At 65.8% G+C, this 15,821-nt stretch carries 16 protein-coding genes and 1 pseudogene; 8 read left to right on the top strand and 9 right to left on the bottom strand.

The features are described 5' to 3' along the window. Positions 1–130: 130 nt before the first annotated feature. Positions 131–565: a TIGR03668 family PPOX class F420-dependent oxidoreductase gene (locus tag BN972_RS19795; RefSeq protein ID WP_036361602.1), complete on the bottom strand. Its 435-nt coding sequence runs from the start codon at positions 563–565 to the stop codon at positions 131–133. A 261-nt stretch (positions 566–826) separates the two neighbouring features. Here BN972_RS19795 and BN972_RS19790 point away from each other — a divergent pair, with 261 nt between their 5' ends. The 4 genes from BN972_RS19790 (at position 827) to BN972_RS19775 (ending at position 5,895) form a co-directional block, all read left to right on the top strand. Further along, complete coding sequence (locus BN972_RS19790) at positions 827–1,879, top strand: S1C family serine protease (protein ID WP_036361601.1); 1,053 nt, start codon at positions 827–829, stop codon at positions 1,877–1,879. Positions 1,880–1,999: 120 nt separating this feature from the next. Further along, entirely contained in the window at positions 2,000–3,799 is a 1,800-nt protein-coding gene (gene treS / locus BN972_RS19785; protein ID WP_036363453.1) for a maltose alpha-D-glucosyltransferase, read from the top strand. Continuing rightward, complete coding sequence (locus tag BN972_RS19780) at positions 3,796–5,175, top strand: maltokinase N-terminal cap-like domain-containing protein (protein WP_036361598.1); 1,380 nt, start codon at positions 3,796–3,798, stop codon at positions 5,173–5,175. The genes treS and BN972_RS19780 overlap by 4 nt, the downstream gene beginning before the upstream one ends. A 39-nt stretch (positions 5,176–5,214) precedes the next feature. Next, a complete protein-coding gene (locus tag BN972_RS19775; RefSeq protein WP_099051189.1) occupies positions 5,215–5,895 on the top strand; it encodes a YoaK family protein in 681 nt (226 codons plus the stop codon). Between the two features lie 128 nt (positions 5,896–6,023). Here BN972_RS19775 and ag85C read toward each other — a convergent pair whose 3' ends face one another. From ag85C to BN972_RS19750, 5 genes are all read right to left on the bottom strand, one after another. Beyond that, on the bottom strand, positions 6,024–7,058 hold the full coding sequence (gene ag85C, locus BN972_RS19770; RefSeq protein ID WP_036363451.1) for a diacylglycerol acyltransferase/mycolyltransferase Ag85C: 1,035 nt from the start codon (positions 7,056–7,058) through the stop codon (positions 6,024–6,026). A gap of 184 nt (positions 7,059–7,242) precedes the next feature. Then, entirely contained in the window at positions 7,243–8,070 is an 828-nt protein-coding gene (locus BN972_RS19765; protein WP_036361594.1) for an ABC transporter permease, read from the bottom strand. Beyond that, positions 8,070–8,861 carry an ATP-binding cassette domain-containing protein gene (locus BN972_RS19760; protein WP_036361592.1) on the bottom strand — a complete coding sequence of 264 codons (792 nt, stop codon included), beginning with the start codon at positions 8,859–8,861 and terminating at the stop codon, positions 8,070–8,072. The genes BN972_RS19765 and BN972_RS19760 overlap by 1 nt, the downstream gene beginning before the upstream one ends. Then, positions 8,858–9,319, bottom strand: a complete 462-nt coding sequence (locus tag BN972_RS19755) for a MarR family winged helix-turn-helix transcriptional regulator (protein WP_036361590.1) — start codon at positions 9,317–9,319, stop codon at positions 8,858–8,860. The genes BN972_RS19760 and BN972_RS19755 overlap by 4 nt, the downstream gene beginning before the upstream one ends. 22 nt (positions 9,320–9,341) lie before the next feature. Further along, positions 9,342–10,283: a GlxA family transcriptional regulator gene (locus tag BN972_RS19750; RefSeq protein ID WP_036361589.1), complete on the bottom strand. Its 942-nt coding sequence runs from the start codon at positions 10,281–10,283 to the stop codon at positions 9,342–9,344. Positions 10,284–10,342: 59 nt separating this feature from the next. Here BN972_RS19750 and BN972_RS19745 point away from each other — a divergent pair, with 59 nt between their 5' ends. Continuing rightward, complete coding sequence (locus tag BN972_RS19745; protein WP_051545681.1) at positions 10,343–11,452, top strand: lipocalin-like domain-containing protein; 1,110 nt, start codon at positions 10,343–10,345, stop codon at positions 11,450–11,452. Here BN972_RS19745 and BN972_RS19740 read toward each other — a convergent pair. Continuing rightward, complete coding sequence (locus BN972_RS19740) at positions 11,433–11,936, bottom strand: metallophosphoesterase family protein (RefSeq protein WP_036361587.1); 504 nt, start codon at positions 11,934–11,936, stop codon at positions 11,433–11,435. The two genes, BN972_RS19745 and BN972_RS19740, sit on opposite strands and share 20 nt — an antisense overlap. 34 nt (positions 11,937–11,970) lie before the next feature. Here BN972_RS19740 and BN972_RS19735 point away from each other — a divergent pair, with 34 nt between their 5' ends. Continuing rightward, complete coding sequence (locus tag BN972_RS19735; protein WP_036361585.1) at positions 11,971–12,426, top strand: MaoC family dehydratase; 456 nt, start codon at positions 11,971–11,973, stop codon at positions 12,424–12,426. A gap of 62 nt (positions 12,427–12,488) precedes the next feature. On the opposite strand, the pseudogene BN972_RS19730 reads toward BN972_RS19735, so the two are convergent. Beyond that, a pseudogene (locus BN972_RS19730) lies at positions 12,489–13,782 on the bottom strand (acyl-CoA dehydrogenase family protein). Between the two features lie 122 nt (positions 13,783–13,904). On the opposite strand from BN972_RS19730, the gene BN972_RS19725 reads away from it, so the two are divergent. After that, on the top strand, positions 13,905–14,348 hold the full coding sequence (locus BN972_RS19725) for a hypothetical protein (protein ID WP_036363445.1): 444 nt from the start codon (positions 13,905–13,907) through the stop codon (positions 14,346–14,348). Here BN972_RS19725 and BN972_RS19720 read toward each other — a convergent pair. Continuing rightward, on the bottom strand, positions 14,323–15,027 hold the full coding sequence (locus tag BN972_RS19720) for a GAF and ANTAR domain-containing protein (protein ID WP_235192523.1): 705 nt from the start codon (positions 15,025–15,027) through the stop codon (positions 14,323–14,325). The two genes, BN972_RS19725 and BN972_RS19720, sit on opposite strands and share 26 nt — an antisense overlap. 173 nt (positions 15,028–15,200) lie before the next feature. Between BN972_RS19720 and BN972_RS19715 the strand changes: the two genes are divergently transcribed. Further along, positions 15,201–15,806, top strand: a complete 606-nt coding sequence (locus BN972_RS19715; protein ID WP_036361583.1) for a GNAT family N-acetyltransferase — start codon at positions 15,201–15,203, stop codon at positions 15,804–15,806. The last annotated feature ends 15 nt before the right edge of the window (positions 15,807–15,821 follow it).

The following is a 15,821-nucleotide window of genomic DNA, read 5'->3' as shown; positions in this document are numbered from 1 at the left end:
CGTTCCTCCAGTTCTCCCTGGGTGCGTGGCCGCCGACTCCCGTACGCGGCGTGATCCAGCCCACAGGACGCAGGTGCAACTTTTTCCCCCAACGGCCGTTCAGCACAAGGGGTCGGCTGCCGCCGGAAAGTCAGGCGTGCCAGCTGGACCAGCGGGTCACGGTGATCGCTATCACCGGACCGTCCAACGAAACAAATTGATACTGTTCGTATTTCGCTCGCAGTAATCGGTATCCCGTGGCCAGGACAGCACCCTCGCGCGCGATCGTTGCGGTGCCGTCGACGCGAACCCACCACAATTGAGCCCAGTCGTCTGCGTAGTGGTCCACCAGCAGACTTACCGCCGCATTTGCTTCGATGTTCTGCAGCCGGCGCAGCCGCTGGGTGCTCTTCGGCTTGGCGTCCACCGCGGTGTAGACGACATCGTTGTTGTGGTCGAACTGGTTGTCGTGGTCGAACTGCACGGCGAACACCACCGGCACCAGGTGCGGACGGCCGGATGCAGTGACCGTGGCCAGCCGCGCGACCGGCGACGCCGCGAACACCGACCGTGGTTCGAAGTCCACCGCACCAGCCTAAGGCGGGGCCTATTGAGTGTCCCTGCTCACACATTCGCCATTACGGAGCATTCCGGCGGCATTTCCGCGTTTTCCGAGGCAGGATTCTCAACGGTTTCCGGACGCTTTACGGGGGAGGATCTCGTGAATTCGGGGTCTGACCACCGCATTAATGGGTATCTGGATTACGGTGGGACAACAACGTCCGCACCATCCGGCGCTAACGGCCGGGACAATTTAATTCTTCACTCGACGTAGGAGGATTACCGGATGAGCAAATCGCGCCACCGCACGATCAGGTGGGCATGGTTGGTCGCCGTATTGACCCTGATCGGGTTGACCTCCGGCGTCGGTCCGGCGGCGCCGGCCCAGGCGACGCCACTGAAAGAGTTTCCCAAGGTTCCGCTCGACCCGGCCGCGGCCGTGGCGCAGGTGGGCCCGCAGGTGGTGAACATCAACACCAAGTTGGGTTACAACAACGCCGTGGGTGCCGGAACCGGCATCGTCATCGACCCCAACGGCGTCATCCTGACCAACAACCACGTCATCTCCGGCGCCACCGACATCAGCGCGTTCAGCGTCGGCGACGGCCGCACATACGGGGTGGACGTCGTCGGCTACGACCGCACGCAGGACGTGGCGGTGTTGCAGCTACGCGGCGCCGGTGGGCTGCCCACCGCGGCGATCGGCGGCCCGGTGAGTGTCGGTGAGCCGGTCGTCGCGCTGGGCAACACCGGCGGCCAGGGCGGTGCGCCCCGTGCAGTCCCGGGCCGGGTGATCGCGGTCAACCAGACCGTTCAGGCCTCCGACGCCCTGACCGGTGCCGAGGAGACCCTGAACGGGCTGATCCAGTTCGACGGCGCGATCCAGCCCGGCGATTCGGGCGGGCCGGTCGTCAACGCGGCCGGTCAGGTGGTCGGGATGAACACCGCGGCCACCGAGAACTTCCAGCTATCCGGCGGACAGGGCTTCGCCATCCCGGTCGGCACCGCGATCGGCATCGCGAACCAGATCCGCTCCGGCGGCGGGTCACCCACCGTGCACGTCGGGCCGACGGCCTTCCTCGGCCTCGGCGTCGTTGACAACAACGGTGCCGGTGCCCGGGTGCAACGTGTGGTGGGCACCGCTCCGGCCGCGTCGGTCGGAATTGCCGTCGGCGATGTGATCACCGCCATCGACGGTGTGCCGATCAACTCGGCGACCGCGTTGTCGGACGCGCTCACACCGCACCACCCAGGGGACTCGATCGCGATCAGCTTCACCTCCAAGTCCGGCGTCGCCCGCACCGAAAACGTCACGCTGGCCGAGGGGCCGCCGGCCTGATCCGACCGCGATGAATTTCCCGGCACGCGAAATGCAATGGTGTGAGCGGGAATTCAGGATCGGTACGCTTCGGGTGATTCTTTGACAGGCCTCTCGGGTACACGTGGCATCGTGGATTTGATGAATGACGCGACGCAGACCTCGAGGCAGGATCCCGCGCACCATCCTGCTGAGGGCAGCCACGTCGAAGGAGGTGTGGTCGAGCACCCGACCGCGCAGGACTTCGACAATGCCGCTGCCCTGCCCGCCGACCCCACCTGGTTCAAGCACGCGGTGTTCTACGAAGTGCTGGTGCGGGCATTCTTCGACTCGAATGCCGACGGTTCCGGCGATCTGCGCGGCCTGATCGACCGGCTGGACTTCATTCAGTGGCTCGGGGTCGACTGCATTTGGCTGCCGCCGTTCTACGATTCGCCGCTGCGCGACGGCGGCTACGACATCCGCGACTTCTACAAGGTGCTGCCCGAGTTCGGTACGGTCGAGGACTTCGTGGCGCTGATCGACGCCGCCCACCAGCGCGGGATTCGCGTCATCACCGATCTGGTGATGAACCACACGTCGGAGTCGCATCCGTGGTTCCAGGAATCGCGCAACGACCCGGATGGGCCATACGGCGACTTCTACGTGTGGAGCGATACCAGCGAGAAGTACACCGACGCGCGGATCATTTTCGTCGACACCGAGGAGTCGAACTGGACGTTCGACCCGGTACGGCGCCAGTTCTACTGGCACCGGTTCTTCTCCCACCAGCCGGACCTCAACTACGACAACCCCGCCGTGCAGGAAGCGATGATCGACGTCCTGCGATTCTGGCTCGGCCTCGGTATCGACGGGTTCCGGCTGGACGCGGTGCCCTACCTGTTCGAACGGGAGGGCACCAACTGCGAGAACCTGCCCGAGACGCACGCCTTTCTCAAGCGGGTCCGCAAGGTCGTCGACGACGAGTACCCGGGCCGGGTGCTGCTGGCGGAGGCCAATCAGTGGCCCGCCGACGTCGTCGAGTATTTCGGCGACCCGACCACCGGCGGTGACGAGTGCCACATGGCATTCCACTTTCCCCTCATGCCGCGGATCTTCATGGCGGTGCGGCGGGAGTCGCGGTTTCCGATCTCGGAGATTCTCGCCCAGACGCCGGGCATCCCGGACATGGCGCAATGGGGGATCTTCCTGCGCAACCACGACGAGTTGACGCTGGAAATGGTCACCGACGAAGAACGCGACTACATGTACGCCGAGTACGCCAAGGATCCACGGATGAAGGCCAACGTCGGCATCCGCCGGCGCCTTGCGCCGCTGCTGGAGAACGACTTCAACCAGATGCGGTTGTTCAACGCGTTGTTGCTGTCGCTGCCCGGGTCACCGGTGCTGTACTACGGCGACGAGATCGGCATGGGAGACGTCATCTGGTTGGGTGACCGCGACGGAGTGCGCACACCGATGCAGTGGACACCGGACCGCAACGGCGGATTCTCCGCCGCCAACCCCGGTCGCCTCTACCTGCCGGCTAGTCAGGATCCCGTTTACGGATACCAGGCGGTCAACGTCGAAGCGCAGCGGGACACGTCCACCTCGCTGCTCAACTGGACCCGGACCATGCTGGCGGTGCGTCGGCGGCACAATGCGTTCGCCGTCGGGACCTTCCAGGAACTGGGCGGGTCCAACCCGTCGGTGCTGGCTTATGTTCGGGAAGCGCCCGCCGAAGACGGGGAGGACGAGGGCGACGTGGTGCTGTGCGTGAACAACCTGTCGCGGTTCCCGCAGCCCATCGAATTGAACTTGCAACAGTGGAACAACTACACGCCGGTTGAACTGACCGGGCAGGTCGAGTTTCCCCGCATCGGTCACCTGCCGTACCTGCTGACCCTTCCCGGGCACGGGTTCTACTGGTTCCAGTTGTCCGCTTCTGAGGAGGAACGATGAACGCGCCAGCCTCGGCCACGCAGCCGGCCAAGCTGCCATGGGCGGAGTGGCTGCCGCAGCAACGCTGGTACGCCGGACGTAATCGGGAACTTCTCAGTGCCGACGTCGCGGTTGTGGTGCCGCTGCGCGAGGCACTGGACCTCGTGCTCGTCGACGTCGGCTACGCCGACGGCTTCAGCGAGCGCTACCAGGTGCTGGTCCGGTGGGACTCCGAGCCTGTCCCCGAATTCAGCACCCAGGCCACCATCGGCTCGGCCGACGATCACATCGGGTTTGACGCGCTGTACGACTCCAAGGCGCCTCGATTCCTGCTGTCGCTGATCGACGAGTCGGCGACACGTGCTGGATCCGGTACGTCGTCGGCCACGGAGCTGAAGTTCACCAAGGAGCCGGACGTCGAGCTGCCGCTGGACGCCTATCCACGCGTTTCCGACGCCGAGCAGAGCAACACCAGCGTGATCTTCGACCGCCCGCCGGCCGCCATCTTCAAGGTGTTCCGCCGGGTCAGCCAGGGCATCAACCCGGATATCGAGCTCAATCGGGTGCTCGGCCGGGCCGGCAACCCCCATGTGGCCCGGCTGCTGGGCGCCTACGAGGTGGCCGGTTCTGGCGAGGACGACGGGTCTCCGCTGGGTATGGTGACCGCTTTCGCTGCCAACGCGGCCGAAGGCTGGGCGATGGCCACCGCCAGTGTTCGTGACCTGTTCGCCGAGGGTGACCTGTACGCCTACGAAGTGGGTGGTGACTTCGCCGGGGAGTCGTACCGGCTCGGCGAGGCCGTCGCATCGGTGCACGCCACCCTGGCCGAGCAGCTCGGGACGCAGCAGGCGACGTTCCCGGTGGACACGGTTCTGGCCCGGTTGTCGTCGGCGGCGGCCACCGTGCCCGAGTTGAGCGACTACGTGATGACCATCGAAGAACGCTTCGGCAAGCTCGCCGACGAGCCGATCACCGTGCAACGGGTGCACGGCGACCTGCATCTGGGGCAGGTGCTGCGGACGCCGGAAAGCTGGGTGCTGATCGACTTCGAAGGGGAGCCGGGTCAGCCGTTGGAGGAGCGCCGGGCGCCGGATTCCCCGCTGCGTGATGTCGCCGGTGTGTTGCGGTCGTTCGAGTACGCGGCCTATGGGCCGCTGGTCGATCAGGGCGGGGACAAACAGCTCGCCGCCCGCGCCCGCGAATGGGTCGAGCGCAACCGCGCCGCGTTCTGTGACGGCTACGCGGCCGCCTCGGGAACCGACCCGCGGGACTCGGCGCTGGTGCTGGCCGCCTACGAACTCGACAAGGCGGTGTACGAAACGGGTTACGAATCCCGGCACCGGCCTACCTGGCTGCCCATCCCGCTGCGGTCGATCGCCCGCCTGACGACGGGCTGACCCGAGGGGCTGCGGTCGCGGGATGATGTGACGATGCCCTTGAAAAAGGAGATCTACGACGGCGAGGCCAGGCTCTCGTGGGTGCTGGCCGGCCTGGCCGGTGTACTGGGGGCCACCGCCTTCACCCACTCCGCCGGCTATTTCGTCACCTTCATGACCGGCAACGCCCAACGGGCCGTGCTGGGTTTCTTCCGCGACGACGTGACGCTCTCGGTGAGCGCGGGCGCGTTGCTGCTGTGCTTCGTGGCCGGTGTGGTCGTCTCGTCGGTGTGCCGACGACGCTTCTGGGCGGAGCATCCCCACGGCCCAACCGTGTTGACTACCTTCAGCTTGGTATTCGCCACCGGGTTGGACATCGTGCTGGGTGGCTGGGAGGAGTCCCTGCTCGACTTCGTGCCGATAATGTTCGTGGTCTTCGGAATCGGCGCGCTGAACACCTCTTTCGTCAAGAACGGTGAGGTGTCGGTGCCGCTGAGTTATGTCACCGGCACCTTGGTCAAGATGGGGCAGGGCATCGAACGCCACATCGCCGGCGGCAGGGTGGAGGACTGGCTTGGCTACTTCCTGTTGTTGGCCAGCTTCGTCTCGGGTGCCGCGATCGGCGGTGCCATCAGCACGACGGTCAGCGGTACCCAGATGCTCGGTGTGGCGGCCTTCGTGTGCGCGGTGACGACCTGCTACACCTACTTGCACGCCGACCGGCATGGGCTACTGAGCTGAGGCCTCCGAAACAAGGGAACATCGGCAGCAGCGCTGGCCGTCGCGCTGCTGCCTCCTGGAAGTGAACATCGGCAGCAGCGCTGGCCGTTGCGCTGCTGCCGATGTGGTCTATCGGTGACCCGGCTGGGTCAGGTGGCGGGCCCGGTGACCGGGGCCGGCGCGGCGGGCGCCGGTGCCGGTGCGTTAACCGCGTTGATCACCTGCAGCATGTCGGGCTTCATCGCCATCAGCTGCTGGTTCCAGTAGCTCCACGAGTGGGTGCCGTTGTTCGGGAACTGGAAGACGCCGTTGCGTCCACCCGAGGCGGCGTAGGTCTGCTGGAACTGCTGATTCGTGCGCAGTGTGAGGCCCTCCAGAAACTTGGCCGGCATGTTGTCGCCACCCAGGTCACTCGGGGTGCCGTTGCCGCAGTAGACCCAGATCCGGGTGTTGTTGGCGACCAGCCGCGGGATCTGCAGCATCGGGTCGTTGCGCTTCCACGCAGGGTCGGAGGACGGGCCCCACATGCTGTTGGCGTTGTAGCCGCCGGCGTCGTTCATCGCCAGCCCGATCAGCGTTGGCCACCAGCCTTCGGCCGGGTTCAAAAAGCCCGACAGCGACGCGGCGTACGGGAACATCTGCGGGTAGTAGGCGGCCAGGATCAGCGCGGAGCCACCGGACATCGACAACCCAACGGCCGCGTTGCCGGCGGGCGACACACCCTTCTGAGCCTGCAGGTAGGCGGGCATCTCCCGGGTCAGGAAGGTCTCCCACTTGTAGGTGTAGTTCTGCCCGTTGCCCGAGGAAGGCTGGTACCAGTCGCTGTAGAAACTGGATTGGCCGCCCACCGGCATGACGACCGACAGCCCGGACTGGTAGAACTCCTCGAAGGCCGGGGTGTTGATGTCCCAGCCGCTGTAGTCGTCCTGGGCGCGCAACCCGTCGAGCAGATAAACCGCGTGCGGTCCCCCGCTCTGGAATTCGACCTTGATGTTGCGTCCCATCGACGGCGACGGAATCTGCAGATATTCCACCGGAAGCCCCGGCCGGGAGAACGCCCCCGCGGTCGCCGATCCGCCGACGGCGCCGACGAGACCCGTCAGCAGGGCAGCCCCCATAGCAGCGATCGCCAGCCTGCGGGGCATGGTTGCCGCTGCGCCACGCAGCTTTTCAACGAACTTCATCGCCTGACCCATCCCAACTTTCATCTGCCGCTCCTGCGGAGGAATCTGTTCTGGGCGAGTGAAACACAAATGGAGGACGCCACCCGGCCGTCGCGGCCGACGGCGCATGTCGCGGTTGGCTAACGATTAGGCTTCGGGCCGGACTCCGCGGCGAGACGGTCGCAATCCGGTCACAATGCGATAACTAGGCGACCAGCCGCCGCAAAAAGGTTGAGGCCGTAATGATTCCGATCACCGGAGCCACCAGCAGCACCGCGATGTCCACCGCGTGGAACGGGGCGCCGATCAGCAGTGCCCGCAACACATCGACCTCGTAGCTCAGCGGGTTGATCTTGCTCAACGCGTGCAACCAGGCCGGCATCACGTCGACCGGGTACAGCGCGTTGGACGCGAAGAACAATGGCATGGTGATGGCCTGGCCGATGCCCATCAGGCGGTCACGGTTGCGCACCAGCCCGGCCAATGTCATTGACAGGCAGGCGAAGAATGCCGCACCCAGCATTACCGCGACCATCGCGGCCAGGATCCGCAGCGGGTTGACCGTCAGGCCGATCCCCATCACGTACGCCAGCGCGAGAACACCGACGACCTGCGCCACCGAGCGCACCCCCGCCGCGAACGACTTCCCGGTGATCAGTGCCGACGCCGGGGCGGGGGTCACGAGGAGTTTGGCCAGCACGCCCGCGTCGCGATCCCAAATGATCTGTATCCCATAGAAAATCGAGATGAACAACGCCGATTGGGCGATGATGCCCGGCGCCAGGAACGCCTGATACGACACCGGCCCGGTGTCGATGACATGCAGGTGGCTGAACGTGGTACCGAAGATCAGCAACCAGAGCGCGGGCTGCACCATCCGCATGACCAGCTCGGTGCGGTCGTGCCGCAACTTCTGCAGTTCCACGATCGCGAACGCGCCGACGCGGCCCAAAGTCGCTCCGACGCGGTCGATTCCGCGGGGCGCGCGGACCAGCCGCACCTCGACGGGCTGGCAGTCTCGATCAACCGACATTACGCTGGCGCCCTTCTGCTAGACCGGAGTGCGCGCATATCGGCCGACGGCGCGTCGAGATCCGATGCGGCGTAGTGGCGGAACACGTCTTCGAGGGAGGCGTCCGGCGACACCGTCTCCTTCAACTCATCCGGCGTGCCGACCGCTTGCAGCGCGCCCTTGTGCATCAGCGCGACCCGGTCGCACAGCGCGTCCGCCTCTTCCATGTAGTGAGTGGTGAGCAGCACGGTCATGCCGAACTGTTGCTGCATCTGCTGGACCTGGCGCCAGACGCCGTCACGCGCGATCGGGTCCAGGCCCACTGTCGGTTCGTCGAGCACCAGCAGCGAGGGCCGGTTGACCAGTGCCTGGGCCACCTCCAACCGGCGGACCATGCCACCGGAATAGCTCGATGCGAGCCGGTCGGCGACGTCGAGCAGATCCATCGCGGCCAGCGCCTGGTCGACACGTTCGGCGCGTTCGGCGCGCGGCACCCCGTACAGGCGGGCGAACCAGGCCACGTTCTGACGGCCGGTCAGCGCCGTCTCGATCGAAAGCTGTTGTGGTACATAGCCGATGTTGCTGCGGATGTCGACGGTCTGGCGACGCGCGTCCAGCCCGAAGATCCGCAGCTCGCCCTGCTGGACCGGTGCGAGCGTGGTCAGTACCCGCACCACCGTGGTCTTGCCCGCGCCGTTGGGGCCCAGCAGACCCATCGTCTCGCCCGGCCGGACCGAGAACGTCACGTCGTCGACGGCCGTGTGCGAGCCGTAGCGGTAGGTCAGCCGCCGGCAGTCGATCGCGTCAATCATGTGTATCGCTCCTGCAATTTCCTGGTGATCCCCTCGAGGACCTCCAACCCTTTCGCCAATACCCCGATCTGGTGGTCGTCAAGCTCATCGAGCAGGTCAATGAGCACGGCGCGCCGTGTCGCGGCGGTGGCGTCCATCACGTGCTGTGCCGATTCGGTGAGCCGCAACCGGCTGACGCGACGGTCGGCGGTGTCGGCGGTGCGTTCCAGCAAGCCCGCGCAGCACAGCTTGGACACCAGGGTGGAGGCGGTATTCGGTACCAGCCCGAGTTCGGCGGCCGCGACGCTCACCGAAACGCCCGGTCGACGCGAGACCAGGCGCAGCAACTCGGCCTGTGATTCGGACAGCTGACCGGGCGCGTAACCGGTGCCGGTGGCGCGGCGCAACTGCCGGCGGAACCGGCCCACCGTGCGCGGCAGTTCGGCGGCGAGATCGGTAGGGCTGGTCACTCCATCCATAATACCTCTGTAGCCGAGCTATCTATGTGAACTTGCCCATCGCGTGACGTAACGCGGATGCCGAGCCGTAGCCGACCATGCCCGCGATCTGGTCCAGCGTCAGCGGCGTGGTCTGCCGCAGATGCTTGGCCTGCTCGATGCGCAGACGCTGGACAAGCGCGTACGGGGTGATGCCCAGTTGCTGTCGCACCCGGCGTTCCAGGGTGCGGCGAGTGGTGTCCAAGTCCAGTGCGGCACGGGCGATGCTGACATCGGCATCGAGGTTGTTGCGAACCCACGCCTCGAAGGCGACGACCAGGCGGTCGGTGTTGGCCAGGTAACCGTGCGCGGCCCGCACGCTCGGCGCGGGCCGCTGGTCAAAGAGCAGAACGGCGCCCGTGGCGTCCGCCAACTGGGGGCTGATCCCCGCCACGATGTGCATTGCGAGGTCGATGTGCGCAAATGCGGCACCGGCCGTGGTGATATTGCCGTCCGCGATCACCATCCGTGACATGTCGAGGTTGACCCGCGGGAAGCACCGGGCGAATTCGGCGGCGAGCCACCAGCTGGTCGTGGCGTGCCGGTGATCGAGGACACCGGCGTCGGCGAGCACAAATGTCCCGGTACATGCGGCGGCCACCGGTCGGTCGGCACGGACCCAGTCGCGCACGGCGCCACGCGCGGTGCGGATCTCGTCGCGCAGCAGTGCGTCGATGACTCCGGTCGGGGTGTTCATGGTCAACGCCGGCACCACCAGCAGATCGAGCTCGTCCATCGCCGGGTCGTCGACAGTCACCTCGACCGGCACCGAAAGGCCACCCGCCGTGCGGACGGGCTCCGGATCGATACTCACGGTGCACACCTCGATCTCGGGGAGGGTGCCGGGCAGCGCAAGCCGCGCCGCGTTGGCGCCGCGCAGCACGTCGAGAATGGTCACCAGCCCGGAGTCCCAGCAGCCCGGCAGCGCCATCACTCCGACAAACATGTCGCAAATGCTATGCCCACTGTCGCAATCTCGGTGGTTTGCGGGCTTAGCGTCGCGCCATGACCTTCTCCGACAAGCACGCCCTCATCGGTACGCAAGCACGGCACTACGCCCGTCTCGGGCTAACTCCCAACCAGATTCAGACCTGGGAAGACGGTTGGCGGACCAGCACGGCCGATCAGATCCGCGGGACGTTCGAGTGGTGGTATTTCGACGCTCACCTCGACGACGGATCGACGGTGACTGTGGAAATGCACACCAAGCCGCCCTACGTCTCTCCGAAGACGGCGCTGACCCCCTTCGTCCTGATGACAATCACCTCGCCGGACGGGACCCGTACCGACCGCACGCTCATCGCCGAACCGGAGCTATTCACGGCGTCCACGGAGGACTGCGATGTCCGGATCGGTGCGAACTTCTTCCGCCGTACCCCCGACGGCTACCGGATCCACGTCGAAATAGAAGACACCACAGCAGATTTCACGCTTCACCCGGAAGTTCCGGCGTGGCGCCCGGCCACCGGCCATGTCTTCTTCGGCGCCGAGGAACAGCATTACATCGCCTGGCTGCCGATGGCCCCCCGTGGAACGGTGCAGGCGACCATCACTGTGGACGGTCGTACGCGCCGTCTCACGGGCGCGGGCTATCACGACCACAACTGGGGCAATGTCGCCCCACGTAAGGTGCTCGATCACTGGTATTGGGGCCGGGCCCGGGTCGGCGAGTACACGGTTGTCACGCTGATGTTCGTCAGCCACGCCGACTACGACAAAACGCCGCTGCCGGCGGTCATGGTGGCCACGGGTGACCGGATCGTCGCTTCAGCCGTCGGCGCCGAGGCGGTCGAGTTCAGCGGATCCGAGGTCGACACGCACGCTGACACCGGCATCCCGGTCGCACAGCGGCTGCAATATCGGGTCTCGGCCGGTGCTGACACCTTCACCGTGACCTTCCGCCAGCAGCGGGAGGTGTCCACCCTCGACTTCGGCTCGGCCGGCGCCTATCTGCGATTCTCCGGCGACGCCACGGTCGAGCACCGGCACGGCGGCGCGGTCGACGTCGCGAGCGACCGAACGCTGTGGGAGTTGCTCTATTTCGGCGCGCGGGTCGCGGCACCGGGGCGCGAGCCGGGCCCCGCTGACGGCATGCTCATCGGTCACCAGGCCTGAGTCGCTCGAGGGTGACGACCATAGTCGCATCCTGCAGCGTGACAGTCATGTAGGTGCAGAACGGTTGCCGCCGGCGGTCCGTCGGCGAGCCCGGGTTCAGCAACCGCAGGCCGCTCGGCGTCGTGGTGTCCCACGGGATGTGACTGTGGCCGAACACCAGCACGTCGGTATCGGGGTAGAGCCGCGACATCCGCGCCTCGCGCCCCGCTGCGGCACCCGTCTCGTGCACCACGGTGAAGCGCAGCCCGGCCAGTTGGGCGTCGGCGCGTTCGGGCAAGCGTGACCGCAGCTCGTCACCGTCGTTGTTGCCCCAGCAGGCGATCAGCCGCTTGGCCCTGGCTTCCAGCGAGTCGAGCAACTCGGGCACCACCCAGTCGCCGGCGTGGAGGACGACGTCGGCCGCCGCGACCTCGTCCCAGACCCGTGCGGGTAGGTCGCGGGCCCGTTTCGGGATGTGCGTGTCGGCGATCAGCAGGAGCCGCATAAGTTCTATGCATACCCCCAGCAGAGGAGAGACCATGCGCACTTTCGAGTCAGTCACTGACCTCGCCGCCGCCGCGGGCGAAACGATCGGGCAGAGCGACTGGGTGACGATCAGCCAGGAGGAGGTCAACCTGTTCGCCGACGCGACGGGTGATCACCAGTGGATCCACGTCGATCCCGAACGGGCCGCGAAGGGCCCATTCGGCACGACCATCGCCCACGGGTTCATGACGTTGTCGCTGCTGCCTCGGCTGCAGCACGACATGTACACCGTCAAGGGCATCAAGCTGGCAATCAACTACGGGCTGAACAAGGTTCGCTTCCCGGCGCCGGTGCCGGTGGGTTCGCGCGTGCGGGCGACCAGCTCGCTGGTCAGTGTCGACGACGTGGGCAACGGCGCTGTGCAGGCGGTGGTGTCGACCACGGTCGAGATCGACGGGTCGGCCAAGCCGGCGTGTGTGGCCGAAAGCATCGTGCGGTACATCACCTAGACCAGGGCAGCGCCAGGGCAGCGCGAGGCGCGAGAGTGGCGCTCGCGCAGGGTAAAGCGGCGTCAGAACTCGGCGATCGAGTGTTCCAGTCGCGCGGCCAGTCGCGCCTCGGCCTCGGCCTTGCGGGTCGGAATGTGCTGTGACGGGAAAGGCGTTGTGACGGGCTGATACTCGCGCAGCGTACGGCGCGCCACCGTCATCTTGTGCAACTCGGTGGCCCCGTCGGCGATGCCAAGAGACTCCGCGGCGATCAGCATCTTGACGAACGGCATCTCATCGGAGACGCCCAGGGCGCCGTGCAAATGCAGCGCCCGCTGGGCCACGTCGTGCAACACCTGCGGCATGGCCACCTTCACCGCCGCGATGTCACGACGCACCTTTTGGTAGTCGTGGTGCTTGTCGATCAGCCACGCGGTGCGCAGCACCAGCAGCCGGAACTGCTCGATCTGAATCCAGCTGTCGGCGATCTTCTCCTGGGTCATCTGGAAGTCGGACAGCCGCCCGTGCCGGGTCTGGCGCGACACCGCGCGCTCGCACATCATGTCAAATGCCCTGCGCGCCAACGCGATCGTTCGCATGGCGTGGTGAATCCGCCCGCCACCGAGCCGGGTCTGGGCGATCATGAACGCCTGGCCCTCGCCGCCGAGCACATGATCGACCGGCACCCGCACATCCTTGTAACGGACGTAACCGTGGCTGGCCCGCTTGGCGGATTCGGCTCCCACCCCGACGTTGCGCACGATCTCGATGCCCGGCGTCTCGGCCGGCACGATGAACAGCGACATCTTCTCGTAGGTACGGCCTCGGGTTGGTGACAGCCATGACGATGAAGAAGGACGCATGTTTGGCGTTGGTGGAGAACCATTTTTCGCCGTTGATGATCCAGTCGTCACCGTCCCGGGTGGCGGCCGTGACGAAAAGTCCTGGGTCCGAGCCGCCTTGCGGCTCGGTCATCGAATAGCAGGAGGTGATCTCACCGTCGAGCAACGGCTGCAGGTACCGCGCCTTTTGCTCGTCGGTGCCGAACAGCGCCAGGATTTCGGCATTGCCCGAATCCGGTGCCTGGCAGCCGAACACCGATGGCGCCCAACGCGATCGCCCCAGGATCTCGTTGAGCAAAGCCAGCTTCACCTGGCCGAAACCCTGGCCGCCGAGTTCGGGCCGCAGGTGCGCGGCCCACAAACCCTGGTCTTTGACTTGCTGCTGCAGCGGTCGCAGCACAGCCATCATCTCGGCGTTCTTCTTGTCGTACGGGTCAAGCGCGACCAAGTCGAGGGGCTCGAGCTCCTCGACCATGAATTTCTCCACCCAGTCCAGTTTCGCCTGGTATTCCGGGTCTGTCTCGAAGTCCCACATCGTCGGCACCGTTCCCCGGTGCACCGTCGCACCGGCATCGTTTCACCAGCGACACCATCGTAGGTGCCTTGTGTTCGACCGCTAGTAGTACTACGGTGGGTAGTAGTTAAGGGGTGTGGTTCATGACCAACCGAATTGCTGATTCCAGGTCCGGCCTGGAACTCAAGTTCTTCCGGGCGACAATGGTTTTCGCCGTTGCGCTGGCATTGCATGCCGCTGACCACTTTCGGCGGGGGATGGATGTAATTCCGCCGGCGGTGATGATGGCGGGCAACATTCAGATAGTTGCCGCCGCGGTCACCCTCGCGCTGGTGCTGCGGCGAAACCGATGGGCGCCGCACGCGGCTGTCACGCTCGGCCTAACCAGCGCGGTGGGCTTCGGTGCCGCGCATCTGCTGCCCCGGTGGGGACCGCTGAGCGACAGCTTCATCAATCCCGTTGCGGGCTCGGGAGTGACCTGGTTCTCCTGGGTGACGGCGGTCGGGGAAATAGGCTCCGCTCTGGCGATGGCCACCGCCGGGATCGCCTTCCTGCGTGCCGCTAGCCCTCGGCGATCCGTCGCCTGAGTTCGACCACCGCACGCGCGACATTGACCAGCGGCGTATTGGATTCCTGCGAGAGCCGCTTGAGCAGTTCGAAGGCGCGCACCGCGTCTATGTCGAACTGATGCATCAGCATCCCCTTGGCCTGACCGATGATGTCCCGACTGGCCAGCGCGCTCTGGAAGTTGCGTTCGCGCTGGACGCTGTCCCACACGAGCGCTGCGTGCGTGGCGAAGACAAACCCGATCTCCACGGCCTCCTTATCGAAGGCGTGGGGTACGTCGGCATACACGTTCAGCGCACCGAGGGTGTGGGTGCTGGTGAACAATTCGAACGACAGGATCGACCGAATCGGTGTTTCGGCGAGGGCGGAGCGGCGATACCGCGGCCAGCGTGTCTCGGCCGCCAGGTCATCGACCCGCACGGTGTGGTGCTCCCAGGCGGCAATCAGACACGGTCCCTCTTGATATCGCTGTTGGATCTCGTCAAGCCACCTCGGCCACCGGTGGGTGCTGGCCTGCGTTGAGATCTGACCGTGCCGACTGGCCACGGTAAGCCCCGCGTACTGGGCCCCGGGAATCGTATGTGCGGCCTCGGCGACCAATTGGTCGATGACGGCCTCGCTATCGGTGCCGGGGCGGTTGTGCAGATCGCGGGCCAAATCCGCGATCTGCTGATGTAGGAGGCCACTGTTCTGTTTCACGAGCCGTCCTTTCGGCGCACCCGACAGCGCGCCGTGTCCCATCTTACGGCCGATATAAGCCGCATATGAGCCGATATTGGCTCCTATTCGAGTGTCACCGTAACCTACTGTCGCGCAACTATTTTCGCGAGTTTTCCAAGACTATCCGAGCACGCCGTCTAGCCTCATGCCTCATGAACCCTCGGGTACGTCCGGCGCAGCAGGCGGATATCGGCGAATTGGCGCAAACCATGGCGGAGGCGTTCAATGACGACCCGATCATGGCCTGGATCCTTCCGGACCCAAAAGCGCGGCCGGCCAAATTGAATCGGTTGTTCGCGACCATGACGCGTCACCACCATCTGGCCGGCGGCGGCGTGCAAGTGGCGACCGATGGCGAGGTGATCGGTGCGGCGGCGCTTTGGGACCCGCCCCATCGCTGGCGGGAATCCCGCTGGACGCTGCTCGCGCAGGTCCCGGCATTCCTGCGGGTGTTCGGCTTTCGCAGCGGGCGGGGCAGGGCATTGCAGGAAGCAATGCACCGGGTGCACCCCGACGAACCGCATTGGTATCTGTCCGCCATCGGCAGCGATCCCGCATTGCGCGGCAGAGGTTTCGGACAGGCGCTGATGCGTTCGAGTCTCGCACGTTGCGACGGCGAATACTGCCCGGCCTACCTCGAATCGACCAAAGCCGAAAACCTGCCGTATTACCGTCGTTTCGGCTTCGCGGTCACCGGTGAAATCGTCCTTCCGGAGGGCGGTCCAACGCTGTGGCCGATGTGGCGGGATCCCCGCTGACCGGGCTACTAGCCT

Origin of the sequence: Mycobacterium asiaticum DSM 44297 (assembly GCF_000613245.1) — a bacterium.
GTDB classification, from domain to species: Bacteria; Actinomycetota; Actinomycetes; order Mycobacteriales; family Mycobacteriaceae; genus Mycobacterium; species Mycobacterium asiaticum.
The sequence above is the reverse complement of the archived record's forward strand: the minus strand, read 5'-3'. Positions and strand labels throughout refer to the sequence as shown.